The sequence below is a fragment of the Streptomyces chromofuscus genome, assembly GCF_015160875.1.
GTDB classification, from domain to species: Bacteria; Actinomycetota; Actinomycetes; order Streptomycetales; family Streptomycetaceae; genus Streptomyces; species Streptomyces chromofuscus.
The window spans coordinates 5,629,579-5,653,768 of the sequence record NZ_CP063374.1 but is presented as its reverse complement, the minus strand read 5'-3'; the positions used below and the strand labels follow the sequence as shown (position 1 = coordinate 5,653,768).

The window sequence follows — 24,190 nt, the reverse complement described above, 5'->3', positions numbered from 1 at the left end:
CAACAATCTCTTAGACGTTCGGCAGCATCAACCATGGGCATGACAACACGAGGTGGCCGCCCGTCCCCCCAAGCCCCCTCGGTACGACATGCGTCGGCCCTTGCCCCTCCCACAAACTGGCGCCGCCGCTTACCTCGCGACGATCTCACGCCACGATCAGTCACGGGAAGGTCAAATAATCTTCACGAAGATCACACAGAGAGGCAGCATCGGACAAAACGATCTCTCCCTTGACCATCTGTTTACGTGGCCGGTGGAACGGGAGAGTGAGCAGCCGACACCGGTCCGGGCTCCGGCACTTACGCCGCAGCCTGGACTGCCGAGTCACGGAATACAGCCGGGCCCGGTGCCGCGGCAGGCAACGTTTGCCCGGCAAGGAGCGGCGTCCGGTGCGTGCTCCGGGGGTCCCCCGGCCGGAAGCTGGGGGAGTGCCGGCCGGAAGCCCTCGTGATGGATGTCCTTGGGCTTCCGGCCGGTGCGGCGGGAGGGCGTGCCGGGCGTCGCGACGGGGTGAACGTTGCCTGTCGTGGCACTGGCTAGAAGCCGGCCGGCTCGGTGTACACGCCCCACTCGTCGCGCAGGGCGTCGCAGATCTCGCCGAGCGTGGCTTCCGCCCGTACGGCCGTCAGCATCGGTTCGATCATGTTGGAGCCGTCCCGCGCGGCGTCGACCATCGCGGCGATGGCCGAGCGCACGGCCGCGTCGTCGCGGCCCGTCCGGCGCGCGCCCAGCACCCGTACCTGCTCACGCTCCACCTCGTGGCTGACCCGCAGGATCTCCAGGTCTCCGGTGACGGAGCCGGTGTGGGCGTTGACGCCGACGACCCTCTTGTCGCCCTTCTCCAGCGCCTGCTGGTAGCGGAAGGCGGACTCGGCGATCTCGCCGGTGAACCAGCCGTCCTCGATGCCGCGCAGAATGCCGGACGTGATCGGGCCGATGGGGTGCTGCCCGTCGGGGTGGGCGCGCAGGCCTCGCTCCTTGATCTGGTCGAAGATCTTCTCGGCGTCGGCCTCGATCCGGTCGGTCAGCTGCTCGACGTACCACGAACCGCCCAGCGGATCGGCGACGTTGGCGACGCCCGTCTCCTCCATCAGCACCTGCTGCGTGCGCAGCGCGATCTCGGCCGCCTGCTCGCTCGGCAGCGCGAGGGTCTCGTCGAGCGCGTTGGTGTGCAGCGAGTTGGTGCCGCCGAGGACCGCGGCCAGCGCCTCCACCGCCGTGCGGACCACGTTGTTGTACGGCTGCTGGGCGGTCAGCGAGACACCCGCGGTCTGGGTGTGGAAGCGCAGCCACTGGGCCTTGTCCGTCGTGGCGCCGTAGACGTCCCGCATCCAGCGCGCCCAGATGCGGCGCGCCGCGCGGAACTTGGCGATCTCCTCGAAGAAGTCGACGTGCGCGTCGAAGAAGAAGGACAGGCCGGGCGCGAAGACGTCGACGTCGAGCCCACGGCTCAGGCCCAGCTCCACGTACCCGAAGCCGTCCGCGAGCGTGTACGCCAGCTCCTGCGCGGCCGTCGCGCCGGCCTCGCGGATGTGGTAGCCGGAGACGGAGAGCGGTTTGTACGCCGGGATGCGGGCGGCGCAGTACTCCATCAGGTCGCCGATCAGGCGCAGGTGCGGCTCGGGCTGGAAGAGCCACTCCTTCTGGGCGATGTACTCCTTGAAGATGTCGGTCTGGAGCGTGCCGTTCAGGACGGACGGGTCGACGCCCTGGCGCTCGGCGGCGACCAGGTACATGCAGAAGACCGGGACCGCCGGGCCGCTGATCGTCATCGACGTGGTCACGTCGCCGAGGGGGATGTCGCGGAAGAGGACGTCCATGTCGGCGGCCGAGTCGACGGCCACGCCGCAGTGGCCGACCTCGCCGAGCGAGCGCGGGTCGTCGGAGTCGCGGCCCATCAGGGTCGGCATGTCGAAGGCGACGGAGAGACCGCCGCCGCCGGCCGCGAGGATCATCTTGTAGCGCTCGTTGGTCTGCTCGGCGTTGCCGAAACCGGCGAACTGCCGGATCGTCCACGTGCGCCCCCGGTAGCCGGTCGGATACAGACCTCGCGTGAAGGGGTACTCCCCGGGCCAGCCGATCCGCTCGAAGCCCTCGTAGGTGTCCCCGGGTCGGGGCCCGTACACCGGCTCCACGGGATCGCCGGAGAGCGTGGTGAAGTCCGCGTCGCGCTTGCGCGCCGCGTCGTACCGGGCCTGCCAGCGACGGCGGCCCTCTTCGATGGCGTCAGCGTCCATACCTTCGAATTTACTAGGACGTCCTAATAAAAGACAGTGGTGCAGGCCAGGACGCGCCGACGGGGAGCTTCGCTTCACCCGTTACGCTCGTCGCCATGAAGAAGAGTGTCCTGACCCGCTACCGGGTGATGGCCTACGTCACCGCCGTGCTGCTGATCCTGCTGACCGTCGGCGTGATCGGAAAGCGCCTGTTGCAGCTGGACGGGTTCGACGGCTTCGTCACCGTCGTCGGCATCGCCCACGGCTGGCTGTACGTGCTGTATCTGATCTTCGCCTTCGATCTGGGCAACAAGGCGAAGATGCCGGTCGGGCGGCTCTTGTGGGTCCTGCTCGCCGGCACCGTCCCGACCGCCGCCTTCTTCGTCGAACGCCGGGTGAGCCGGGAGGTCGAGCCGCTCCTGCAGAAGGACGCCGACCCCAGCCCCGCCGCGGCCTGATCCCGGACCGGACCGACCGCGACGCCGGACCTCACCCGGCGACGTCGCTCAGCGTCACCTGGTGATGTAGTGGCACTGCACAGCGCGCAACTTGCCGTTGACGTGGAACTTCGCACACGCCTTGCCGTATGTGGGCAGCGTCTGCGGGGCGGCGTGCCGCAGGGGTGCTCCCTCGCACGTCGTGTGCGTCGTCCCTCGTGACGTGCGGTACGTCCTGTTGTCGGTGTCCGCGTAGGAGAAGTCGATTCTCCAGTTGCAGAACTTCGTGAAGGTGGCCGCGAGGCCGGCGCAGTCCGCGCCGGCGAACTGCGAAGTGATCCGCTTGCCCGAGCCCTTGATGGTGTGGGTGAGGAAGCACCCGGTAGGCACCCTCACCATCGCGCCCCTCAGGTCGTAGTCGAAACTGCCGATCGCGGTGCTCCCCGTGGCGGCGGCGTGCGCCGGCCCCACTGGGCCGACGCATCCGGACTTCCATCACCCGAATGATGGTTGGCCCACATGATCGCAGCGAGGCGGAGGGTTCCGGTTCCGAAAGCGGACGTCGGGGCGGAAACCACCGGCAAGTGGTACCGCCCGTACGGGGTTGACGGCCGTCAGTCTTCCTCGAAGTCGCTCGCCGCCACGCGAAGTGGGCGGAGCATTGCGAAGATCTCGGCGCATTCCTCCGCGTCGTAGACGCCGAGGCCGAAGTCCATCGCCATCAGGTCGCGGGTGGCCGACTCGACCACCTCGCGGCCCTTGTCGGTGATCACCGCGAGGGTGCCGCGACCGTCGTTGGGGTTGGGGCGCTTGGCGACCAGGCCGGACTTCACGAGGCGGTCGACGGTGTTCGTGACGGACGTCGGATGCACCATGAGCCGCTCGCCGATCTTGGACATCGGCAGCTCGCCCTCCTTGGAGAAGGTGAGCAGGACCAGCGCCTCGTACCGCGCGAACGTCAGCCCGTACGGCTTGACCACCGCGTCGACCTCGGCGAGCAGGATCTGGTGCGCGCGCATGATCGAGGTGATCGCGGCCATGGACGGCACGTTGCCCCAGCGCTGCTTCCAGAGTTCGTCGGCGCGGGCGATGGGGTCGAAGGGAAGACTGAGCGGCTTCGGCACGTCATCAGACCTTACCCGTCGGTCATATCGTGGTCAGCCCCGTCTCGCCTTTCGGTCGGCGGCTCAGCGCCGCGCGGTCCGGCGCAGGTGGTGGCGGACCGCTCGCTGGGCGACTGGTCCCAGCTCCTCCAGGGCCGCCACCAGGGCGCCCAGGTGTTCCAGGGCGTCCAGCGCCGCCGTGGCGCCCTCCGCGTCCACGCCCTCATACAGTTCGATCCCCACGAACGACGCCGCCACCGCCCTCGCCAGGCCCCTGGGGTCCGTGAAGTCGCCGAAGGGCGTTCCCGCGAGGACGCGGGTCAGGGCCCTCTCGATCTCCGTGATCCACAGGTCGAGGCCCGCCGCCGTGGCCGGGCCGAGGGTGGGATGGGTCTGGGCGCCGGCCAGCAGCTGGCCGAGGAGCGCGACGTGACCGTTCTCCCGTTCCTGGTCGTGAATCTCGCGGCCGACGGCCAGCAGTTCCGAGAGGGACCGCACGGAGGCGATCCGGAGGCGGTGGCGGGAGACCGCCTGTTCCGCGCCGTAGCGGCAGGCCGCCGACAGTAGTTCGTCCACCGAGCCGAAGTGGTAGAAGACCAGCGCCTGGTTGACCCCGGCGGCCGCCGCGATCGTGCGGGCCGAGGTCTTGGCGATCCCCTGGTCCGTGAGGGTGCGCAGGGCGCCTTCGAGGAGCTTGGTCTTCGTCTCCAGGGACTTCGCCGTCTCCGGGCTCATGCTCGGCACTCCTCGCGGACCGGGCGCAGGCCGGGGCGCATCCCGCGGGCGTGGACGTCCGTGTAGGTCACGGAGAACGTGCCCGAGAAGAAACCCCGGCCCAATGGGCCGGGGTTCGTCCGGTGTGCGGTTACTGCGCCAGGTGGCGTTCCACCGTCTCCACCTTTGAGGTGAGGCCGTCCGTCACCCCGGGGCGGATGTCCGCCTTGAGGACCAGGGACACGCGTGGCGCCCTCGCCTCCACGGCGGCGACCGCGCGCCTGACGACGTCCATGACCTCGTCCCACTCACCCTCGACGGATGTGAACATCGCGTCCGTCCGGTTGGGCAGGCCCGACTCGCGGACCACGCGGACGGCGTCGGCGACGTACTCCCCCACGTCCTCGCCGACGCCCAGCGGCGTCACGGAGAAGGCGACGATCATGCGTTCACGACCCCTTCCTTGCGGGCGCGCTGCGCGATCACCGCGTCCTCGGCCTCCCGGCGCAGCTTGCGCTCGACGAAGAAACCGCCGGCGGGCAGCACGGAGAGGACGAAGTACAGGGCGGCCGTGCCGAAGCTCCACTTGGCGCGGTTCCAGGCGTCCGCCCAGAAGATCGCGTACAGGACGAACAGGGCGCCGTGGATCCCGCCCATCACGGGGACCGCGTTGAACTCCGTGGTCCGCTTCAGCACCGCGCAGACGAGCAGGATCAGGAAGGACGCGGCCTCGGGGGCCGAGACCAGGCGGAGGCGGCGGAGGGCGGTGGCGGTCTTGAGGTCCACGGGTCACCTTCGGTGGGAGATTCGCTGACGAGGCGGTCGCTTTGTGAACGGATGCACAAACGCTCGGCCATTGTGGCAAACGCTCGGGCGGGCAGGGACTCGGGGGTCCGGCTCCGCGCCCGGCGGCATGATCGCGCGGCACCCCTAGGGGGGCGCTCCGGGTTCGTCTCCGGTGACTGACCCTGTCGGCGGAGCCAATCGGCCGATACCTTCACATCCGTGGCGATGTTCCGACTTCAAGGCAGCAAGGTGCTTGCCGTCGACATGACCGGGGATGCCGTGAAGGCGAAGAACGGCTCGATGGTCGCGTACGACGGTCAGATGGCCTTCAAGAAGCTGAGCGGCGGCGGTGAGGGCATACGGGGGATGGTGACCCGGCGCATCACCGGTGAGCAGATGACCGTGATGGAGGTGAAGGGGCACGGGACGTGCTGGTTCGCGGACCGGGCCTCGGAGATCAACCTGGTGAGTCTCCAGGGCGACAAGCTGTACGTGGAGTCGAGCAACCTGCTGGCGACCGACGGCGGACTGCGCACCGGCACGTCCTTCACCGGGCTGCGCGGCGCCTCGCAGGGCAACGGGTTGTTCACGACGACCGTCGAGGGGCACGGGCAGGCGGCGATCATGTCGGACGGGCCGGCGGTGGTGCTGCGGGTGAGCGCGCAGTACCCGCTGACCGTGGATCCGGGGGCGTACGTGGCGCACCAGGGAAACCTGCGGCAGTCGTTCCAGTCCGGTGTGACCTTCCGCACATTGATCGGGGAGGGTGGGGGCGAGGCCTTCCAGATGCGTTTCGAGGGGGACGGGCTGGTGTACGTCCAGCCCAGCGAGCGGAACACGATCGCGGGGGATGTGTGACATGGGCTTCCGCGAGGTCAACGCGAAGATGATCGAGGCGACCGTCCTGCCCGGGCAGCGCCTGTTCAGCCAGCGCGGCGCCATGCTCGCCTACAAGGGAGAGGTGTCCTTCACGCCCAGCATGAGCGGCGGGCAGGGCGGGCTCATGTCGATGATCGGGCGGCGGGTCGCGGGCGAGGACACGCCCCTGATGACGGTCGAGGGCAGCGGCACCGTGCTGTTCGGGCACGGCGGGCACCACGTCCAGGTGATCGACCTCGCCGGGGACACCCTGTACGTGGAGGCGGACCGGCTGCTCGCCTTCGAGGGAAGTCTCCAGCAGGGGACGATGTTCCTGGGCGCGCAGGGCGGGGTCATGGGGATGGTGCGGGGGCAGGTCACCGGCCAGGGGCTGTTCACGACGACGCTCAAGGGGCACGGCGCGGTCGCCGTGATGGCCCACGGGGGCGTCTTCGAGATCCCGATCAGCCCGCAGCGGCCCGTGCACGTCGACCCGCAGGCCTACGTCGCCCACCACGGGGACGTGCGCAACAAGCTGTCGACGGCGCTGGGCTGGCGGGACATGGTGGGCCGCGGCTCCGGCGAGGCGTTCCAGCTGGAGCTGAGCGGCAACGGCGCGGTGTACGTCCAGGCCTCGGAGGAGAAGCTGTGAGCTACGGAACCCCGGGCGCCGGGCCCGTCGCGCACGACCCGGCGACGCTGCCGGCCGACGACAACGTGAACGCGTACACCTTCTGCGTGGAGCTGAAGGGGACCCAGTGGTTCCTGCAGAAGGGGAAGATGATCGCCTACTACGGCTCGATCGAGTTCAACGGCGTCGGGCACGGGCGATTGGACCGTCTTGTCCGAACGTCGTTCCATTCGCCACTGCACGCCGCGGACTGGGTCGTGGCGGAGGGCTCGGGCAAGATGCTCCTCGCCGACCGGGCCTTCGACGTGAACTCGTACGACCTGGAGAACGGCAATCTGACCATTCGCTCGGGCAACCTGCTCGCTTTTCAGCCAACTCTGTCGCTCAAGCAGTCGATCGTGCCGGGCTTTCTCACGCTCATCGGAACCGGAAAGTTCGTGGCCGCATCCAACGGGCCGGTGGTGTTCATGGAGCCGCCGATCCGGGTGGATCCGCAAGCGCTTGTCGGCTGGGCCGACTGCCCCTCGCCGTGCCACCACTACGACCATGGCTACATGGCGGGCGTAATGGGCGGTCTACGTGCGATGACGGGCCTCGGCGGGGCCTCCGGGGAGGAGCACCAGTTCGAGTTCGTGGGGGCCGGTACGGTCCTGCTCCAGTCGACCGAGACCCTGATGGCCGAACAGGCCACGGGGACGGTCCCGCACCAGGCCGGCGTGCCGGGCGGCGGTGGGGTGACCGGGGGCCACGGGGCGCAAGCCGGCGCACCGCGTCTTCCCGGACAGCTGGGAGACCTCCAGCGTCGCTTCGGGCTGTGAGCGGTAGTCTGCGGAGTGTGACGTCGAACGCGTGCGCACTGTCACACCACCCTCACTAGTTCGCCTTTCAACATTTTAGGTAGACTTGATTCATGGAGACCGAGACGGCCACGCGCTGGCTGACCGATGCGGAGCAGGGTGCCTGGCGCACCCACCTGGAGGTCAACAGGCTGTTGACGTACCAGCTCGAAAAGGACCTTCAGCCGTTCGGCCTGACGATGAACGACTACGAGATCCTGGTGAATCTGTCCGAGTCGGAGGATTCGCGGATGCGGATGAGTGACCTGGCCTCCGCGACCATGCAGTCGAAGAGCCGCCTCTCGCACCAGATCACGCGCATGGAGAACGCCGACCTGGTGCGGCGGGAGAACTGCGAGTCCGACCGCCGCGGGCTCTTCGCGGTGCTCACCGACCACGGCATGGAGACGATGCATAAGGTCGCTCCCCACCACGTGGCGTCCGTGCGGAGGCACTTCATCGACCTGCTGCCCTCCGACTCCCTCACGGAGCTGGACAAGGCCCTGAAGCCCATCGCGGAGCACCTGCGCGGGCAGCGCGGGCGCCCCTGAACAGGAAGGCCCTAGGCGAGCGGCAGGCGGAGTTCGAACAGGGCTCCGCCTGCCGGTACGTCATGGACCGCGAGGGTGCCGCCGTGGCGGGCGGCGACGTCCCGGGCGATGGCGAGGCCCAGACCGGCACCGCCCTCGTCCCGACTGCGGGCCGCGTCCAGCCGTACGAACCGCTCGAAGATCCGCTCCCGGTCCGCCTCGGGTACGCCGTCCCCGTCGTCCTCCACCCGGACGACCGCCCGGTCGCCGTCCCGCCGTACGGCCACGGTGACCGCCGAGCGCGCATGCCGCTGGGCGTTGTCCAGCAGATTGGCCAGCACCCGCCCCAACTGGCCGCGTGATCCGGCCACTTCGAGGGATTCGGCCTCGACCGCCACGCCCCGGCGGCCCGCGGCCTGCTCGCGCGCCAGCTCGGCCAGGTCGACCTGCGTGTCGGTGGGCCGCTCCCCCGCGTCCAGCCGGGCGAGCAGCAGCAGATCGGCGGCGAGTCTTTGCAGTCGTACGGTGTCCTCGACCGCTCCGTCCAGGTCCAGCAACTCGGGGTGGGCGGCAGCGACTTCGAGCTGGGTGCGCAGGGACGCGATGGGGCTGCGCAGCTCGTGCGAGGCGTCGGCGACGAAGCGCCGCTGGCGTTCCACCGAGGTCTCCAGGACGGCCAGCGTCTCGTTGGTGGTGCGGGCCAGCCGGGCGACCTCGTCGTGGGTGTCCGGTTCGGGGACCCGCCGGGAGAGGTCCTCGGAGGCGGTGATCTCCGCCATCTCCCGCCGGATACCCGCTACGGGGTGCAGCGCGCGCCCGGTGACCAGCCAGGTCACCCCGGCGACGACACCGAGCAGCAACGGGAAGCCGATCAGCATGGCCGTCTGCGCGGTGCTCACGGCGTTCTGCTCGGCGGCCAGCGGACCGCCCGCGTACACGGTGAACGTGCCCTGGCCCGGGACCTCGACGGCCACCTCGGCGAACCGGTAGTCCGCCTGCTCGCCGTCGATCGTCGCGGAGCCGTCCGTGACGGTCGTGTCCTCGGCGATCTCGCCCGGCTGGAGTACGGCCGCGGCGGAGTCGTCGTCGCCCTCCTCCGAGTCGTCCGAGTCGTCGTCGTCCGAACCCGCGCCCGGTTCGGGTGTCGGCGGCGTCCGCCTCTCGGGCCTGACGGCGTCCGTGCCCGTGCCGGTGATGCGCTCCAGGCCCTCACTGGCCGCGACCAGCACGCCGTCCTCGTCGACGACCTGGACGGGACGGTCGTCGTCGTCCAGCGACAGCTGGTCGTACCGTTTCCCGCCGGCCAGGTCCGCCGCGACCGCACGGGCCGAGCGCTCCGCCTCGGCACCGGCCTGCTCGGTCAGGTTGGAGTACAGCGACAGCAGGACGGCGGCCCCCGCGGCGACCAGCGCCACGGCGACGACGAGGGTGGCGCCGAGCGTGGCGCGGGCCCGCACGGAACCGAACAGGCGCCTCATCGCGGCGCCTCCAGCCGGTAGCCGGCGCCCCGTACCGTGCGGATCAGCCCCGCGCCCAGCTTGCGGCGCAGCGCGCTGACGTACACCTCGACGATGTTCGGATCGCCCTCGTACGCGAAGTCCCAGACGTGCTCCAGGATCTCCGCCTTGGACACCACCTCGCCGGCCCGCACCGCGAACTGCTCCAGCACCGCGAACTCCTTGGCGGTCAGGGCGATCTCGTCGCCGTCGCGGGTGACCCGGCGGGCGGCGGTGTCCACGCGGAGGGGGCCGACCGTGAGGACCGGCGAGGCGCCGTGCTGTCCGCGGCGGCGCAGCAGCGCCCTGACGCGGGCGACCAGGACGACGTACGAGAACGGCTTGGTCAGATAGTCGTCGGCGCCCGTGTCGAGGCCCTCCGCCTCGTCGTACTCGCCGTCCTTGGCGGTGAGCATCAGGATCGGTACGTCGTTGCCGGCGGCGCGGAGGGTGGAGCAGACGCGGTAGCCGTTCATGCCGGGGAGCATGATGTCGAGCACGACCAGGTCGTACGGCGACTCGGTCGCCCGGTGCAGGCCATCCAGGCCGTCGTGGACGACGTCCACCGCGTAGCCCTCCGCCGTCAGGCCCTTGGCCAGGGACAGCGCGAGACGTCTTTCGTCCTCCACGATCAGCAGCCGCATTCCCCAAGGGTCGCAAACGGAAGCTGAAGCGATCTTCAGCCGGCTTCAGCCTGGCTTCAGGCGGCGGACGGCAGCGTGGTGGACGTCGGAACGACCGGCCAAATCGGGGAGGAAACCCATGAAGCGCACCATCGTCATCGCCGCCGTGGTCGCGACCGCCGTGATCGGCGGTGGCACGACGCCGGCGTTCGCGGGAGGTGGCGGCGAGTCGTCGGGCACGTCGTCGGCGTCGGCGTCCGCCGATGCGGTGAACGGCGGTCAGCGGGACGACGACGATGCCGGCGAGGGGGACGACGACGGCACCGGCGAGCGCGGCGTGAACGTGACGGCCGCGCAGGCCGTCGAGGCGGCGCTGCAGGCGCGGCCGGGGACCGCGGTGTCGGTGGACCTCGACACGGACGACGACAGCGACGACGGGGGCGACGACCGGGACGACCGCGGCGAAGACCGGCGGGCCTGGGAGGTGGAGGTGCTCGGTCGGGGAACGACCTCGTACACGGTGCGCGTGGACCCGGCGTCCGGGAAGGTGCTCGGCACGGAGACGGACCGGGATGACGACGACCGGGACGGTGACGACGACCGGGACGGTGACGACGACCGGGACGACCGGGCCGCGCTGAAGGGGGCCGGGGTGACGGCGGCCGAGGCGGCGAGCGCGGCGTCCGCGAGGGGGTTCGTGACCTCCGTCGACCTGGACGACGACCGGGCGGGCGCGTGGGACGTGGAGACCCGCGGCGACGACGGCCGGCACGGTGACTGGGACGTCGCCCTGAGGTCGGGGCAGATCACCGCGGACAGTGACGACGACGCGGGGGACGACCGGGCCGAACAGGGTGACGACCGGGGGGACGACTGACCGTCCGTCGGGGCGGGGGCTCCTGGGGGCTGCCGCCCCAGACCCCCGCTTCGGCCCCGAACGGGCCTCGTCGTCGAACGCCGGACGGGCTGAGACGGGCCGGCCGGCAGGGAAATGCACGGCCGCCCCCGTTCACGCTCCGTCCGTGACCCCCGCCACCAGCTCGTCGGCCGCCCGGTAGGGGTCCAGCTCCCCCGCCACTATCCGCTCCGCCAGCGCGCTCAGCCGGCGGTCGCCGTGCAGGTCGGCGATGCGTTCCCGCAGGGCCGTCACCGCGATGGTCTCGACCTCGCGGGAGGCCCGGGACAGGCGGCGTTCCGTCAGGACGCCCCGTTCCTCCATCCAGGCGCGGTGCTTCTCCAGCGCCTCCACGACCTCGTCGACGCCCTCGCCGCGGGCCGCGACCGTCTTGACGATCGGCGGGCGCCAGTCGCCGGGGGCGCGGGACTCGCCGAGGCCGAGCATGTGGTTCAGCTCCCGGGCCGTGGCGTCGGCGCCGTCGCGGTCGGCCTTGTTGACGACGTAGACGTCGCCGATCTCCAGGATTCCGGCCTTGGCCGCCTGGATGCCGTCCCCCATGCCGGGGGCCAGCAACACCACCGACGTGTCGGCCTGCGAGGCGATCTCGACCTCCGACTGGCCCACGCCCACCGTCTCGACCAGGATCACGTCGCAGCCCGCCGCGTCCAGCACGCGGATGGCCTGCGGCGCGGCCCATGCGAGGCCGCCGAGGTGGCCCCGGGTGGCCATGGAGCGGATGTAGACGCCGGGGTCGGAGGCGTGCTCCGACATGCGGACCCGGTCGCCCAGCAGGGCCCCGCCGGAGAAGGGGGACGACGGGTCGACCGCCAGGACGCCGACCCTCTTGCCCTGCTTGCGGTACGCCGTCACCAGGGCCGACGTGGACGTCGACTTGCCGACGCCCGGAGAGCCCGTCAGCCCCACCACGTAGGCCCCGCCCGTCAGCGGGGCCAACGCCGCCATGACCTCCCTGAGCTGCGGGGACGCCCCCTCGACCAGGGAGATCAACCGGGCCACGGCACGCGGCCGGCCCTCCCTCGCCCGGGCCACCAGCGTGGAGACGTCCTGCATCACAGCTCCGTTCAGATCACCGACGTAACAGACCGACGACAGCTCAGGACTTCGGTACCCGCACGATCAGCGCGTCACCCTGACCGCCGCCACCGCACAGCGCCGCCGCCCCGACGCCGCCGCCGCGCCGCTTCAGTTCCAGAGCCAGGTGGAGTACCAGACGGGCGCCGGACATCCCGATCGGGTGACCCAGGGCAATGGCGCCTCCGTTGACATTCACCTTTTCGGTGGACACCCCGAGGTCCTTCATTGACTGCACGGCCACGGCGGCGAAGGCCTCGTTGATCTCGATCAGGTCGAGGTCCGACACCTCCATGCCCTCCTTCTTCAGGGCGTGCAGGATGGCGTTGGACGGCTGGGACTGGAGGCTGTTGTCCGGGCCCGCGACGTTGCCGTGCGCGCCGATCTCGGCGATCCACTCGAGGCCCAGCTCCTCGGCCTTGGCCTTGCTCATCACCACGACGGCGGCCGCGCCGTCGGAGATCTGCGACGACGAGCCCGCGGTGATCGTGCCGTCCTTGGCGAAGGCCGGGCGCAGCTTGGCCAGCGACTCGACCGTGGTGTCGCCGCGGATGCCCTCGTCCTTGCTGAAGACGACCGGCTCGCCCTTGCGCTGCGGGATCTCCACCGGGGTGATCTCGGCCTCGAAGACGCCGTTCTTCTGCGCGGCGGCGGCACGCTGGTGGGACCGGGCCGCGATCTCGTCCTGCTCCTGGCGGGCGATGCCCAGGCGGGTGTTGTGCTTCTCCGTCGACTCGCCCATGGCGACGTTCTCGAAGGAGTCGGTCAGGCCGTCGTGGGCCATCGCGTCGAGCATCTGGACCGCGCCGTACTTGTAGCCCTCGCGGGACTTCGGCAGCAGGTGCGGGGCGTTCGTCATGGACTCCTGGCCGCCCGCGACGATCACGTCGAACTCGCCGGCGCGGATCAGCTGGTCGGCGAGGGCGATGGCGTCGAGGCCGGAGAGGCACACCTTGTTGATGGTGAGCGCCGGGACGCTCATCGGGATGCCGGCCTTGACCGCGGCCTGGCGCGCCGGGATCTGGCCCGCCCCGGCCTGGAGCACCTGCCCCATGATCACGTACTGCACCTGGTCGCCGCCGATCCCCGCACGGTCGAGGGCGGCCTTGATCGCGAAGCCGCCGAGGTCGGCTCCGGAGAAGGACTTCAGCGAGCCGAGCAGTCGTCCCATCGGGGTACGGGCGCCCGCGACGATGACGGATGTCGAGCCGTTCGTTGCAGAAGACATGAGCTGCGATCCCCTTCCGGCCTGCACTGGCCGAGGAGTGAACGAGGGTTTACTTCGAATGTACTGAGCGGTACTCCACCCCGTCATCGGGCTGTCGGTGTGATCGCGCGCACGTTGCGTAACCACCTCCGGGGCGTTGCACTGAATCCATGCTGACGCGAATCGACCACATCGGGATCGCCTGTCACGACCTCGACGCGACCGTCGAGTTCTACAGGACCACCTACGGCTTCGAGGTGTTCCACACCGAGGTCAACGAGGAGCAGGGCGTACGCGAGGCCATGCTCAAGATCAACGATACGTCCGACGGCGGTTCCTCGTACCTGCAACTGCTGGAGCCGACCCGGGAGGACTCCACCGTCGCGAAGTGGCTGGCCAAGAACGGCGAGGGCGTCCACCACATCGCCTTCGGCACGGCGGACGTCGACGGGGACGCTGCCTCGATCAAGGACAAGGGCGTACGCGTTCTGTACGAGGAGCCCCGGCGCGGCTCCATGGGGTCGCGGATCACCTTCCTGCACCCCAAGGATTGTCACGGAGTACTGACAGAACTGGTCACTTCGGCGGCTGTTGAGTCACCTGAGCACTGACCCTCGTACATAGGGGCCGGTAGGGTTGGGGGCGGTCGTCCCGCTCCACGGGGGGCGACCCGTGCCGGGGTCCGGGTTTCGGGGGACGAGCGTCGGGGCAGCAGCCCATGCTCCGTCGTTGATCTGACACCATTCCCCGGGGGCCCCGTTCGGCGGATGGACGGAGCTCGTTTGGAGAGACTTGCGACCAGGGGACGGATGGGACCGCGCAGTGCGGGGCTACGAGAGCCAGGAGCGAGAGCCGGCGGCTGACGTCGACCACCTCACTCGGTTCGAAGCCGAGATGAAGCGGCTGAGGACCGAGCGGGAAAAGGCCATCCAGCACGCCGAGGACCTCGGCTACCAGGTCGAGGTGCTGCGCGCCAAGCTGCACGAGGCGCGGCGCACGCTCATGACGCGGCCTGCCTATGACAGCGCCGACATCGGCTATCAGGCCGAGCAGTTGCTGCGCAACGCCCAGATGCAGGCGGACCAGATCCGTGCCGACGCCGAGCGCGAGCTCAGCCAGGCCCGGGCGCAGACCCAGCGGATCCTCCAGGAGCATGCCGAGCAGGCGGCCAGGCTCCAGGCCGAGCTGCACGCCGAGGCCGTCTCGCGCCGCCAGCAGCTCGACCAGGAGCTCGCCGAGCGCCGGCAGACCGTCGAGTCGCACGTCAACGAGAACGTGGCCTGGGCCGAGCAGCTGCGGTCCCGCACCGAGCAGCAGGCGCGCCGGCTGCTGGAGGAGTCCCGGGCCGAGGCCGAGCAGGCCATGGCGGCCGCGCGTGCGGAGGCCGAACGGCTGACCGCCGAGGCCCGGCAGCGCCTGCAGAGCGAGGCCGAGTCCGCGCGCGCCGAGGCCGAGCAGTTGCTGCGCCGGGCCCGCACGGACGCCGAGCGGCTGCTGAACGCCGCCTCCACGCAGGCGCAGGAGGCCACCGACCACGCCGAGCAGCTGCGGTCGTCGACCGTCTCGGAGTCCGACGCAGCCAGGCGCCAGGCCGCCGAGCTGAGCCGGGCCGCGGAAACGCGGATGGCCGAGGCCGAGGAGGCCCTGCGCAAGGCGCAGTCCGAGGCGGAGAAGCTGGTCACCGAGGCCAAGGAGGCCGCGGCCAAGACCCTCGCCGGCGCCGCGGCGGCGAACGAGACCCGTACGCGTACCGCCAAGGAGCAGGTCGCCCGGCTCGTCAGCGAGGCGACGAAGGAGGCCGAGACCACCAAGGCGGAGGCCGAGCAGCTGGTCGCGGACGCCCGCGCCGAGGCCGAGAAGATCGTCGCGGAGGCCGGCGAGAAGGCCCGCACGGTCACCGCGGAGGAGACCGCGAGCCAGCTGTCCAAGGCGGCCAGGACCGCCGAGGACGTGCTGAACAAGGCGTCGGAGGACGCCAAGAAGACCACGAAGGCGGCCACCGAGGAGGCCGAGCGGATCCGCCGTGAGGCGGAGGCCGAGGCCGACCGGCTGCGCGCCGAGGCGCACGACATCGCCGAGCAGCTCAAGGGCGCCGCGAAGGACGACACCAAGGAGTACCGCGCCAAGACCGTCGAACTCCAGGAGGAGGCCCGGCGGCTGCGCGGCGAGGCCGAGCAGCTGCGCGCCGAGGCGGTCGCCGAGGGCGAGAAGATCCGCGCGGAGGCCCGCAAGCAGGCCGTGGCGCAGATCGAGGAGGCGGCCAAGACCGCCGAGGAACTGCTCGCCAAGGCGAAGGCCGACGCCGACGAGCTGCGGCAGAGCGCGACCACCGACAGCGAGAAGGTCCGCACCGAGGCCATCGAGCGGGCGACCACGCTGCGCCGGCAGGCCGAGGAGACGCTGGAGCGCACCCGCCAGGAGGCCGAACGGCACCGCGCGGAGGTCGTGGAGCAGTCCGAGGGCATCCGTGCCGACGCCGAGCGGGCCGCGCGCGAGCTGCGCGAGGAGACCGAGCGGGCCGTGGAGTCCCGCCGCGTGGAGGCCGCCGAGGAACTCAGGCGGCTCCAGACGGACGCGGAGGGCCGGCTCGCCGCCGCCGAGCAGGCGCTGACCGACGCCCGCGAGGAGGCCGAGCGCATCCGCCGGGAGGCCGCCGAGGAGAGCGAGCGACTGCGCGCCGAGTCGGCGGAGCGGATCCGCACGCTCCAGGCGCAGGCCGAGGCGGAGGCCGAGCGGCTGCGCACCGAGGCCGCGGCCGACGCGTCCGCCTCCCGGGCGGAGGGCGAGGCCATCGCCGTACGGCTGCGCTCGGAGGCCGCGGCGGAGGCCGAGCGGCTGAAGTCGGAGGCTCAGGACACCGCCGACCGGGTACGGGCCGAGGCGCAGGCCGCCGCCGAGCGGCTGGCGCAGGAGGCGTCCGAGACGCTGGCCGCCGCGCAGGAGGAGGCCGCCCGCCGCCGCCGCGAGGCCGAGGAACTTCTCGGCGCGGCCCGCCAGGAGGCCGACCAGGAGCGCGAGCGGGCCCGCGAGCAGAGCGAGGAGCTGCTGGCCTCGGCGCGCAAGCGCGTGGAGGAGGCGCAGGCCGAGGCCGTACGCCTGGTGGAGGAGGCCGACCGGCGCGCCACCGAGATGGTGTCGGCGGCCGAGCAGCACGCCCAACAGGTACGGGACTCGGTCACCGGGCTGCACGAGCAGGCCCAGGAGGAGATCGCCGGGCTGCGCAGCGCCGCCGAGCACGCGGCGGACCGCGCCCGGCGGGAGGCACAGGAGGAGGCGGACCGGGTCCGCGCCGACGCCTACGCCGAGCGGGAGCGGGCCGCCGAGGACGCGGGCCGGCTCCGGCGGGAGGCGAGCGAGGAGTCGGAGGCCGCCAGGGCGCTGGCCGAGCGCACCATGGCGGAGGCGATCGCCGAGGCCGAGCGGCTGCGCACCGACGCCGCCGAGCACGCCCAGCGGGTGCGCACCGAGGCGTCGGACGCCATCGCCGAGGCCGACCAGGCGGCGGCACGCACGCGTGCGGACGCCCGCGAGGACGCCAACCGCATCCGGTCGGACGCGGCGGAGCAGGCGGACACCCTCATCAACGAGGCGCGCAGCGAGGCCGAGCGGCTCCAGACGGAGACCGTCGCCGAGGCCGAGCGGGTGCGCACCGAGGCACTCGCCCAGGCCGAGAAGCTGGTCGGCGACGCGACCGGCGAGGCGGAGCGGCTGCGCGCCGAGGCCGCCGAGACGGTCGGGTCGGCGCAGCAGCACGCCGAGCGGATCCGCACGGAGGCCGCGCGCGTCAAGGCGGACGCCGCCCAGGAGGCGGAGCGGGTCACCACGGCCGCGCGCGAGGAGGCCGAGCGGACGCGGGACGAGGCCCGCAAGGACGCCAACAAGCGGCGTTCGGAGGCGGCCGAGCAGGTCGACAAGCTCATCACGGAGACCACCTCCGAGGCCGACAAACTGCTCACCGAGGCGCAGCAGCAGGCGCTGAAGACCACCGCGGACGCCGAGGCGCAGGCCGACACCATGGTGGGCGCGGCCCGCAATGAGGCCGACCGGCTGGTGTCCGACGCGACCGTCGAGGGCAACGCGCTGGTGGAGAAGGCCCGTACGGACGCGGACGAACTCCTCGTCGGCGCGCGCCGGGACGCGACCGCGATAAGGGAGCGGGCGGAGGAGCTGCGGGCGCGGATCACCGCGGAGATCGAGGAGTTGCACGAGCGGGCCCGCCGGGAGGCCGCCGAGACCATGAAGTCGACCGGCGACCGCTGCGACGCGCTCATCAAGGCCGCCGAGGAGCAGCTCGCCAAGGCCCAGGCGAAGGCGAAGGAGCTGGTGTCCGAGGCCAACTCCGAGGCCGGCAAGGTGCGCATCGCCGCCGTGAAGAAGGCGGAGGGCCTGCTGAAGGAGGCCGAGCAGAAGAAGGCGGCGCTCGTCAAGGAGGCCGAGGAGCTGAAGGCCGAGGCGATCCGGGAGGCCAGGCGCACGGTCGAGGAGGGCAAGCGCGAGCTGGAGGTCCTGGTGCGCCGCCGCGAGGACATCAACGCGGAGATCTCCCGGGTGCAGGACGTCCTGGAGGCGCTGGAGTCGTTCGAGGCACCGTCCGGCAAGGACGGCACGGTCAAGGCCGGCGCGACGGTCGGCGCCCCTCGATCGGGTGGCAAGTCCGCGGAGGGCTAGCCCTCCGGGCCGGTCGGGCCGCAAGGTAGGTGTGTGACCGATCGGCGCAGGTGAGCCGGGACGGGGCGTGCGGCTGCGAGGCGGAGGAGGGGTGGCGTGGAGCGTCGACAGGTGACGAAGGCGAGCCACAGGTGCGTGCCGGCCCCCGCGTCTGCGGCATGATTCGACGGACATGCTCGGGCGGCGAGGTGCGGTTCCCGTTGCATTCCAAGGGGTTTGACCGAGTCTTCGGGGGGTTCGGCCGGGTCTTCGCAGGGTTTGAGCGAGTCTTTGGCCTGCTCTTGGCAAGCAGTCCTGCGGTTAGCCACTCAAAAGGGGTGTCATTCTCCAGATCAAACACGCATCCGCTCGATGACACACCGCTTCGGCCCCTAGGATTCCCCCTATCACCTCACCGGTCTCATTCGACAGGAACCCCATGAGCGACACTTCCCCCTACGGCTTCGAGCTTGTGCGGCGTGGGTACGACCGCGCTCAGGTGGACGAACGCATCTCCAAGCTCGTCTCCGACCGTGACAGCGCTCTCGCCCGCATCACCGCTCTGGAAAAGCGCATCGAGGAGCTCCACCTCGAGACCCAGAACGCCCAGGCAGCCGTCACCGACGCCGAGCCGTCGTACGCCGGTCTCGGCGCCCGTGTCGAGAAGATCCTCCGCCTCGCCGAGGAAGAGGCCAAGGACCTGCGCGAGGAGGCCCGCCGCGCGGCCGAGCAGCACCGCGAGCTCGCCGAGTCGGCCGCCCAGCAGGTGCGCAACGACGCCGAGGCGTTCGCGGCGGAGCGCAAGTCCAAGGCCGAGGACGAGGGCGTCCGGATCGTCGAGAAGGCCAAGAGCGACGCCTCCCAGCTGCGCGCCGAGGCGCAGAAGGACGCGCAGTCCAAGCGGGAGGAGGCGGACGCCCTCTTCGAGGAGACCCGCGCCAAGGCCGCGCAGGCCGCCGCCGACTTCGAGACGAACCTCGCCAAGCGCCGCGAGCAGTCCGAGCGCGACCTGGCGTCCCGTCAGGCCAAGGCGGAGAAGCGTCTCGCCGAGATCGAGCACCGCGCCGAGCAGCTGCGCCTGGAGGCCGAGAAGCTGCGCACCGACGCCGAGCGCCGCGCCCGCCAGACGGTGGAGACCGCCCAGCGCCAGGCCGAGGACATCGTGGCCGACGCCAACGCCAAGGCCGACCGCATCCGTTCGGAATCCGAGCGCGAGCTGGCCGCCCTCACCAACCGCCGCGACAGCATCAACGCCCAGCTGACGAACGTGCGCGAGATGCTCGCCACGCTCACCGGCGCCGCGGTGGCCGCGGCCGGTACGCCGGCCGAGGACGAGCCGATCTCCCGCGGGGTGCCCGCGCAGCAGTCCCGGTAACCACCCGGCGTACAGCTGCTGAACACCTGCGAAGCCCTCTGCCACTCAGGTGGCAGAGGGCTTTGTACCGTTTTAGCGTGGCCGCATGATCGAGCTGGCGGGCCTGACGAAGCGGTACGGCGAGAAGGTGGCGGTGAACCAGCTGACCTTCACCGTCAGACCGGGCGTCGTCACGGGCTTCCTCGGTCCCAACGGCTCCGGCAAGTCGACCACCCTGCGCATGATCCTGGGCCTGGACCACCCCACCGCCGGTGACGTCCGGATCGACGGGAAGCACTACGCCCAGCTCAAGGACCCGATGAAGTACGTCGGCGCCCTGCTGGAGGCCAAGGCCTGGCACGGCGGGCGCAGCGCCTTCAACCACCTGCTGTGTCTGGCCCAGGCCAACGGCATCCCCCGCCAGCGGGTGCACGAGGTCCTCGACACCGTGGGCCTGACCGCGGTCGCGCGGAAGAAGGCCAAGGGCTTCTCGCTCGGCATGGGGCAGCGGCTCGGGATCGCGGGCGCGCTGCTCGGTGATCCGCGCATCCTGATGTTCGACGAACCGGTCAACGGACTCGACCCCGAGGGCATCCACTGGATCCGCAACCTGATGAAGACGCTGGCCGCGCAGGGCCGTACGGTCTTCGTCTCCTCCCATCTGATGAGCGAGATGGCGCTGACGGCCGACCACCTCGTCGTCATCGGGCAGGGCCGGCTGCTCGCGGACACGTCCATGGCGGACTTCATCGCGCGCAACTCGCGCAGTTGCGTACGCATCCGCACCCCGCAGCGCGAACGGCTGCTCGACGTGCTGCACGGTGCCGGGATCACCGTCGTGGAGACCGGCAGCGGGGCGTTCGAGGTGGACGGGGGCAAGCCGGAGCGGATCGGGGAGCTGGCGGCGCAGCACCAGGTCGTGTTGCACGAACTGAGCGCCCAGCAGGCCTCCTTGGAGGAGGCGTTCATGCGGCTGACGGCGGAGTCGGTGGAGTACCACGCGCACGCCGACGCGCCGGCCGGGCAGCAGTGGGGCGACGGCTGGAGGAAGGGCTGACATGGCGGCGACCCAGGTCATCCGGTCCGAGTGGACGAAGATCCGCTCCGTCGCGTCCACGGTGTGGACGCTCTCCCTGGCGGTGGTCGTCACCATCGCCCTCGGCATGCTGATCTCCGCGCTGTCGAAGAACGAGTTCGAGAACATGGACGCGGCCGGCCGGCTCTCGTTCGACCCGACGTTCATCAGCTTCGCGGGCATGAGCCTCGGCCAGCTGGCGATGATCGTGTTCGGGGTGCTCGTCGTCTCGAACGAGTACAGCACCGGCATGATCCGCACCTCGCTGGCCGCCGTACCGCAGCGCGGCACCTTCCTGTTCAGCAAGATCGCCGTCGCCACGCTGCTCGCGCTGGCCGTCGGCATGGTCACCAGCTTCGCCGCCTTCTTCCTCGGGCAGGCGATGCTGGGCGAGCTGCACGCGGACCTCGGCGACCCCGGGGTGCTGCGCGCGGTGATCGGCGGCGGGCTCTACATGACGCTCATCGCGGTGTTCTCGATGGGCGTCGCCGCGATGCTGCGCTCGCCGATGCTGTCGCTGGGCATCCTGATGCCGTTCTTCTTCCTGATCTCCAACATCCTCGGCAATGTCTCGGCGACCAAGAAGGTCGGTCAGTACCTGCCCGACCAGGCCGGCAGCAAGATCATGCAGGTGGTGACCCCGGTCGACGACGACACCCCGTACGGCCCCTGGGGCGGCCTCGGCATCATGGTGCTGTGGGTGGTCGCGGCGCTCGTCGGCGGTTACGTGCTGCTGAAGCGGCGGGACGCGTAGTGACCCGCCCCCTTGGATCCGCCCGGCGATCCCTGGGGTTCGTCAGTCCTTTTACCTGCTCTTGGAGGGAACCGTCAGCGCCTCGATATCCTCCTAACCCTTACGGGGGCGTGTGCCCCGCCGTCCTGAACCTCTCGATGGGTGCGGAGCATGATCGAGGCAGTCGGCCTGACCAAGCGCTACGGCGACAAGACCGCTGTGTACAACCTCTCCTTCCAGGTGCGGCCCGGGGCCGTCACCGGCTTCCTCGGGCCGAACGGCTCGGGCAAGTCGACGACGATGCGGATGATCCTCGGGCTGGACAATCCGACGGCGGGGCGGGTGACCATCGGCGGCTACCCGTACCGCAGGCTGCCGAACGCGCCCCGCCAGGTCGGCGCCCTGCTGGACGCCAAGGCGGTGCACGGCGGCCGGTCCGCCCGCAACCACCTGCTCTCCCTCGCCCAGCTGTCCGGCATCCCGGCCCGGCGGGTCGACGAGGTGCTCGGCGTGGTGGGCCTGCAGGACGTGGCCAGGCGGCGCTCCAAGGGCTTCTCCCTCGGCATGGGCCAGCGGCTCGGCATCGCCGCCGCGCTCCTCGGCGACCCGCAGGTGCTGCTGTTCGACGAGCCGGTCAACGGTCTCGACCCCGAGGGCATCCTGTGGGTGCGGAACCTGATGAAGTCGCTCGCGGCGGAGGGCCGGACCGTCTTCGTCTCCTCGCACCTGATGAGCGAGATGGCGCTCACCGCCGACCACCTGATCGTCATCGGGCGCGGGCAGCTGCTCGCCGACATGAGCGTGCAGGACTTCATCGCGGCCAACTCCGCGGGCTTCGCGCGCGTGCGGACGCCCGACACCGAGCCGCAGCTGCGCGAGAAGCTGTCCTCGGCGCTCGCCGAGGCCGGCGGGCACGTGCTGCCCGAGCAGGACGGGGCGCTGCGGGTGACCGGGCTGCCCCTGCCGCGCATCAGCGACATCGCGCACGAAACGGACGTGCGGCTGTGGGAGCTGTCGCCGCATCAGGCCTCGCTGGAGGAGGCGTACATGCGGATGACCCAGGCCGCCGTCGACTACCGCTCCACCGTCGACCAGAAGGCCGGGCTGCGGCAGCCGATGCCGCCGGGCGCACAGCCGCCGATGCCGGTGCCGGGTCAGGGCCAGCCGGGCTGGTACGCCCCGCCGCCGCCCCAGCAGGGCGGGCAGCCGTTCGGGATGCCGCAGGGACAGCCCGGGGCGGTGCCCGCGGGGCCGTACGGCGCTCCCTCCGCGCCCGGAGCGCCCGGGACGGGCCCGCTGAACCCGTACGCCCAGCCGGCCCCGCAGACGGCCGCCCAGCCGGCACCGCAGCCACCCGCCGCCGCGCCGCAGCACGCGCCCGCCGCCCAGCCCGCCGCGCCGCAGCAGGCGTCCGCCGCCCCCGTCGCTCCGGCCGCCGCGCCGCAGCACGCGCCCGCGCCTCAGCACGCGCCCGCCCCGTCCCCCGCATCCTCCCCGCCGCCCCCTCCGACGAGACCAAGCCCGAGGACGCCCGATGAGCACGCCCCAGCCCTCCCTGCAGCAGGCCGCGCCCGGCGCGCCGTACGCCGGTTACACCTCGCCGATTCCCGTCGTCCGCACGCATCTCGGGCACGCGCTCGCCTCGGAGTGGACGAAGATCAAGTCGGTGCGCTCCACCCTGTGGACGCTGGGCGTGTTCGTCGTGCTCGTCCTCGGCATCGGCCTGCTGGCCGGCGCGCTGGTCGCCGCGAACACCTCCACGGAGTCGGACCTGGGCGGCCAGTCGGCGCTGTCCCTCGGCTTCTTCGGGCTGCTGCTCGGCAGCATGTGCATCATCACGCTGGGCGTGCTGACCACGGCCTCCGAGTACGGCACGGGGATGATCCGGACGACGATGACCGCCTGCCCGACACGCGGGCGGGTGCTCGCGGCGAAGGCGCTCGTGTTCTTCTCGGTCGCGTTCGTGGTCACGCTGGTCGCCGCCGCTCTCGTGGCGTTCGTCCAGGTCGGCATGGTCACCGGCGCCCGGGAGCCCTCGGGCGGGGAATGGCTGAAGGCGACGGTCGGCGTCTCGCTCTACATCGCGCTGCTGGGGCTGCTCTCGCTCGTCGTCGGTTCGATCGTCCGGCACTCCGCGGGCGCCATCACCATCATGATCGCCGCGGTGCTCGCCCCGCTGGTCATCGCGATGTTCATGTTCGCGTCCTCGCTGGAGGACGTGCGCCAGTCCCTGTTCGAGTACTCGATCCCGAACCAGATGAGCGTGTTCTACGCCAACTCGCTGTCGGAGTCCGGCCCGTCCGGCTGGGACCCGCTGTGGATCATGCTCGGCGTCACGGCCGCCGCGTTCGCCGGCGCCTACGCCCTGCTGGAGAAGCGGGACGTGTAGCACGACGCGCCGTACCGAACGACACGTAGAACACAGGACCTAACCTTTTAGAACTTCGGCGCGTTACGGGACCGCTGCACCCGCGTGGTGCGGCGGTCCCGCGCGTTCCAGCACGCCTTGTGCCAGTGCCGGCGGTCGTCGACGCCCGCGTGCTGGGGCCACACCACCACATGCGGTACGGCCGATGGAATCAGCTGGTCACAGCCGGGACAGCGGTAGGTCTTGCCCTCGGAACTGGCCCCGGCCACATGGCGCACGCTGAAGTCCTCGCCCTGCCAGTCCTCGGTGGACTGCCAGCCCCCGTAGCGGCCCGGCCGGTCGTCCTCGGCGCTCGGGCCGGACTGGCCGGCGGCCCTGGGGCCCTTCGGGCGGTTGCGACGCGGGGACACGGGACACCTCACGGAGCTATACAGGAACCGGGTCCTGTCCAGCCTACGCGGCCCGCGGAGGGGTACGCGGAAAGCGGCGAACCTGACAAGTCCCCCTCCATGACCGTTCATTCTGCCGACAATCCGCAAATCTCTTCGCCAGGCCGTGTCCTCGGCACGTGTCAGACGGTTATGCC

Annotated in this window: 23 protein-coding genes and 1 pseudogene; 13 read left to right on the top strand and 11 right to left on the bottom strand. The window is 71.1% G+C overall.

Features of this window, described 5'->3' with window-relative positions:
- Positions 1-536: 536 nt before the first annotated feature.
- Positions 537-2,237 (bottom strand): acyl-CoA mutase large subunit family protein, encoded by a 1,701-nt coding sequence (locus IPT68_RS25670; RefSeq protein WP_189701518.1) that lies wholly within the window; start codon positions 2,235-2,237, stop codon positions 537-539.
- A 95-nt stretch (positions 2,238-2,332) separates the two neighbouring features.
- Between IPT68_RS25670 and IPT68_RS25665 the strand changes: the two genes are divergently transcribed.
- The gene (locus IPT68_RS25665; RefSeq protein ID WP_189701517.1) at positions 2,333-2,674 is read left to right on the top strand and encodes a DUF3817 domain-containing protein; all 342 of its coding nucleotides are present in this window, start codon (positions 2,333-2,335) and stop codon (positions 2,672-2,674) included.
- 54 nt (positions 2,675-2,728) lie between these two features.
- On the opposite strand, the gene IPT68_RS25660 is transcribed toward IPT68_RS25665, so the two are convergent.
- The 5 genes from IPT68_RS25660 to IPT68_RS25640 form a co-directional block, all read right to left on the bottom strand.
- The gene (locus IPT68_RS25660; RefSeq protein ID WP_228039898.1) at positions 2,729-3,052 is read right to left on the bottom strand and encodes a hypothetical protein; all 324 of its coding nucleotides are present in this window, start codon (positions 3,050-3,052) and stop codon (positions 2,729-2,731) included.
- A gap of 215 nt (positions 3,053-3,267) precedes the next feature.
- A complete protein-coding gene (locus IPT68_RS25655) occupies positions 3,268-3,777 on the bottom strand; it encodes a MarR family winged helix-turn-helix transcriptional regulator (RefSeq protein ID WP_189701515.1) in 510 nt (169 codons plus the stop codon).
- A 63-nt stretch (positions 3,778-3,840) separates the two neighbouring features.
- Positions 3,841-4,491: a TetR/AcrR family transcriptional regulator gene (locus IPT68_RS25650; protein WP_189701514.1), complete on the bottom strand. Its 651-nt coding sequence runs from the start codon at positions 4,489-4,491 to the stop codon at positions 3,841-3,843.
- A gap of 130 nt (positions 4,492-4,621) precedes the next feature.
- On the bottom strand, positions 4,622-4,915 hold the full coding sequence (locus IPT68_RS25645; protein WP_189701513.1) for an MTH1187 family thiamine-binding protein: 294 nt from the start codon (positions 4,913-4,915) through the stop codon (positions 4,622-4,624).
- Entirely contained in the window at positions 4,912-5,256 is a 345-nt protein-coding gene (locus IPT68_RS25640; RefSeq protein WP_189701512.1) for a DUF3817 domain-containing protein, read from the bottom strand. The genes IPT68_RS25645 and IPT68_RS25640 overlap by 4 nt, the downstream gene beginning before the upstream one ends.
- 225 nt (positions 5,257-5,481) lie before the next feature.
- Between IPT68_RS25640 and IPT68_RS25635 the strand changes: the two genes are divergently transcribed.
- The 4 genes from IPT68_RS25635 to IPT68_RS25620 all read left to right on the top strand — a co-directional run bounded on the left by IPT68_RS25635 (position 5,482) and on the right by IPT68_RS25620 (position 8,132).
- Complete coding sequence (locus IPT68_RS25635; RefSeq protein WP_189701544.1) at positions 5,482-6,114, top strand: AIM24 family protein; 633 nt, start codon at positions 5,482-5,484, stop codon at positions 6,112-6,114.
- 1 nt (position 6,115) lies between these two features.
- Positions 6,116-6,766 (top strand): AIM24 family protein, encoded by a 651-nt coding sequence (locus IPT68_RS25630; protein WP_189701511.1) that lies wholly within the window; start codon positions 6,116-6,118, stop codon positions 6,764-6,766.
- Positions 6,763-7,563: an AIM24 family protein gene (locus IPT68_RS25625; protein WP_189701510.1), complete on the top strand. Its 801-nt coding sequence runs from the start codon at positions 6,763-6,765 to the stop codon at positions 7,561-7,563. The genes IPT68_RS25630 and IPT68_RS25625 overlap by 4 nt, the downstream gene beginning before the upstream one ends.
- Positions 7,564-7,655: 92 nt before the next feature.
- On the top strand, positions 7,656-8,132 hold the full coding sequence (locus IPT68_RS25620) for a MarR family winged helix-turn-helix transcriptional regulator (RefSeq protein ID WP_189701509.1): 477 nt from the start codon (positions 7,656-7,658) through the stop codon (positions 8,130-8,132).
- Positions 8,133-8,143: 11 nt separating this feature from the next.
- Here the strand turns inward: IPT68_RS25620 and IPT68_RS25615 are convergent, their stop codons facing one another.
- Positions 8,144-9,589 (bottom strand): sensor histidine kinase, encoded by a 1,446-nt coding sequence (locus tag IPT68_RS25615; protein ID WP_189701508.1) that lies wholly within the window; start codon positions 9,587-9,589, stop codon positions 8,144-8,146.
- Positions 9,586-10,251, bottom strand: coding sequence for a response regulator transcription factor (locus IPT68_RS25610; RefSeq protein WP_189701507.1), 666 nt, complete (start codon positions 10,249-10,251; stop codon positions 9,586-9,588). The genes IPT68_RS25615 and IPT68_RS25610 overlap by 4 nt, the downstream gene beginning before the upstream one ends.
- A 118-nt stretch (positions 10,252-10,369) precedes the next feature.
- Between IPT68_RS25610 and IPT68_RS25605 the strand changes: the two genes are divergently transcribed.
- Positions 10,370-11,107, top strand: a complete 738-nt coding sequence (locus tag IPT68_RS25605; protein WP_189701506.1) for a PepSY domain-containing protein — start codon at positions 10,370-10,372, stop codon at positions 11,105-11,107.
- A gap of 132 nt (positions 11,108-11,239) precedes the next feature.
- On the opposite strand, the gene meaB is transcribed toward IPT68_RS25605, so the two are convergent.
- Both meaB and IPT68_RS25595 read right to left on the bottom strand, forming a co-directional pair.
- A complete protein-coding gene (gene meaB / locus IPT68_RS25600) occupies positions 11,240-12,199 on the bottom strand; it encodes a methylmalonyl Co-A mutase-associated GTPase MeaB (RefSeq protein ID WP_189701505.1) in 960 nt (319 codons plus the stop codon).
- Positions 12,200-12,242: 43 nt separating this feature from the next.
- Positions 12,243-13,448 carry an acetyl-CoA C-acetyltransferase gene (locus IPT68_RS25595; protein ID WP_189701504.1) on the bottom strand — a complete coding sequence of 402 codons (1,206 nt, stop codon included), beginning with the start codon at positions 13,446-13,448 and terminating at the stop codon, positions 12,243-12,245.
- Positions 13,449-13,597: 149 nt separating this feature from the next.
- On the opposite strand from IPT68_RS25595, the gene mce reads away from it, so the two are divergent.
- From mce to IPT68_RS25560, 7 genes and pseudogenes are all read left to right on the top strand, one after another.
- Complete coding sequence (mce, locus tag IPT68_RS25590) at positions 13,598-14,038, top strand: methylmalonyl-CoA epimerase (protein ID WP_189701503.1); 441 nt, start codon at positions 13,598-13,600, stop codon at positions 14,036-14,038.
- A 211-nt stretch (positions 14,039-14,249) separates the two neighbouring features.
- Complete coding sequence (gene scy / locus IPT68_RS25585; protein WP_189701502.1) at positions 14,250-18,095, top strand: polarized growth protein Scy; 3,846 nt, start codon at positions 14,250-14,252, stop codon at positions 18,093-18,095.
- A gap of 418 nt (positions 18,096-18,513) precedes the next feature.
- A complete protein-coding gene (locus IPT68_RS25580; protein ID WP_189701501.1) occupies positions 18,514-19,449 on the top strand; it encodes a coiled-coil domain-containing protein in 936 nt (311 codons plus the stop codon).
- An 85-nt stretch (positions 19,450-19,534) separates the two neighbouring features.
- Positions 19,535-20,485, top strand: a complete 951-nt coding sequence (locus IPT68_RS25575; RefSeq protein WP_189701500.1) for an ABC transporter ATP-binding protein — start codon at positions 19,535-19,537, stop codon at positions 20,483-20,485.
- 1 nt (position 20,486) lies between these two features.
- Positions 20,487-21,257: an ABC transporter permease gene (locus IPT68_RS25570; RefSeq protein ID WP_189701499.1), complete on the top strand. Its 771-nt coding sequence runs from the start codon at positions 20,487-20,489 to the stop codon at positions 21,255-21,257.
- Positions 21,258-21,407: 150 nt separating this feature from the next.
- A pseudogene (locus tag IPT68_RS25565) lies at positions 21,408-22,774 on the top strand (ABC transporter ATP-binding protein).
- Positions 22,771-23,625 (top strand): ABC transporter permease subunit, encoded by an 855-nt coding sequence (locus IPT68_RS25560; RefSeq protein WP_189701497.1) that lies wholly within the window; start codon positions 22,771-22,773, stop codon positions 23,623-23,625. Before IPT68_RS25565 ends, IPT68_RS25560 begins: the two are co-directional and overlap by 4 nt.
- Positions 23,626-23,672: 47 nt before the next feature.
- On the opposite strand, the gene IPT68_RS25555 is transcribed toward IPT68_RS25560, so the two are convergent.
- Positions 23,673-24,014, bottom strand: coding sequence for an ATP/GTP-binding protein (locus IPT68_RS25555; RefSeq protein ID WP_189701496.1), 342 nt, complete (start codon positions 24,012-24,014; stop codon positions 23,673-23,675).
- Between the last annotated feature and the right edge of the window lie 176 nt (positions 24,015-24,190).

Excerpts from the sequence above, each read along its gene's own strand:
- IPT68_RS25670 (WP_189701518.1), bottom strand. The coding sequence starts at position 2,237 with ATGGACGCTGACGCCATCGAAGAGGGCCGCCGTCGCTGGCAGGCCCGG.
- IPT68_RS25665 (WP_189701517.1), top strand. The coding sequence starts at position 2,333 with ATGAAGAAGAGTGTCCTGACCCGCTACCGGGTGATGGCCTACGTCACC.
- IPT68_RS25660 (WP_228039898.1), bottom strand. The coding sequence starts at position 3,052 with ATGGTGAGGGTGCCTACCGGGTGCTTCCTCACCCACACCATCAAGGGC.
- IPT68_RS25650 (WP_189701514.1), bottom strand. The coding sequence starts at position 4,491 with ATGAGCCCGGAGACGGCGAAGTCCCTGGAGACGAAGACCAAGCTCCTC.
- IPT68_RS25645 (WP_189701513.1), bottom strand. The coding sequence starts at position 4,915 with ATGATCGTCGCCTTCTCCGTGACGCCGCTGGGCGTCGGCGAGGACGTG.
- IPT68_RS25635 (WP_189701544.1), top strand. The coding sequence starts at position 5,482 with ATGTTCCGACTTCAAGGCAGCAAGGTGCTTGCCGTCGACATGACCGGG.
- IPT68_RS25630 (WP_189701511.1), top strand. The coding sequence starts at position 6,116 with ATGGGCTTCCGCGAGGTCAACGCGAAGATGATCGAGGCGACCGTCCTG.
- IPT68_RS25620 (WP_189701509.1), top strand. The coding sequence starts at position 7,656 with ATGGAGACCGAGACGGCCACGCGCTGGCTGACCGATGCGGAGCAGGGT.
- IPT68_RS25615 (WP_189701508.1), bottom strand. The coding sequence starts at position 9,589 with ATGAGGCGCCTGTTCGGTTCCGTGCGGGCCCGCGCCACGCTCGGCGCC.
- IPT68_RS25610 (WP_189701507.1), bottom strand. The coding sequence starts at position 10,251 with ATGCGGCTGCTGATCGTGGAGGACGAAAGACGTCTCGCGCTGTCCCTG.
- IPT68_RS25605 (WP_189701506.1), top strand. The coding sequence starts at position 10,370 with ATGAAGCGCACCATCGTCATCGCCGCCGTGGTCGCGACCGCCGTGATC.
- meaB (WP_189701505.1), bottom strand. The coding sequence starts at position 12,199 with ATGCAGGACGTCTCCACGCTGGTGGCCCGGGCGAGGGAGGGCCGGCCG.
- IPT68_RS25595 (WP_189701504.1), bottom strand. The coding sequence starts at position 13,448 with ATGTCTTCTGCAACGAACGGCTCGACATCCGTCATCGTCGCGGGCGCC.
- mce (WP_189701503.1), top strand. The coding sequence starts at position 13,598 with ATGCTGACGCGAATCGACCACATCGGGATCGCCTGTCACGACCTCGAC.
- IPT68_RS25580 (WP_189701501.1), top strand. The coding sequence starts at position 18,514 with ATGAGCGACACTTCCCCCTACGGCTTCGAGCTTGTGCGGCGTGGGTAC.
- IPT68_RS25575 (WP_189701500.1), top strand. The coding sequence starts at position 19,535 with ATGATCGAGCTGGCGGGCCTGACGAAGCGGTACGGCGAGAAGGTGGCG.
- IPT68_RS25570 (WP_189701499.1), top strand. The coding sequence starts at position 20,487 with ATGGCGGCGACCCAGGTCATCCGGTCCGAGTGGACGAAGATCCGCTCC.
- IPT68_RS25560 (WP_189701497.1), top strand. The coding sequence starts at position 22,771 with ATGAGCACGCCCCAGCCCTCCCTGCAGCAGGCCGCGCCCGGCGCGCCG.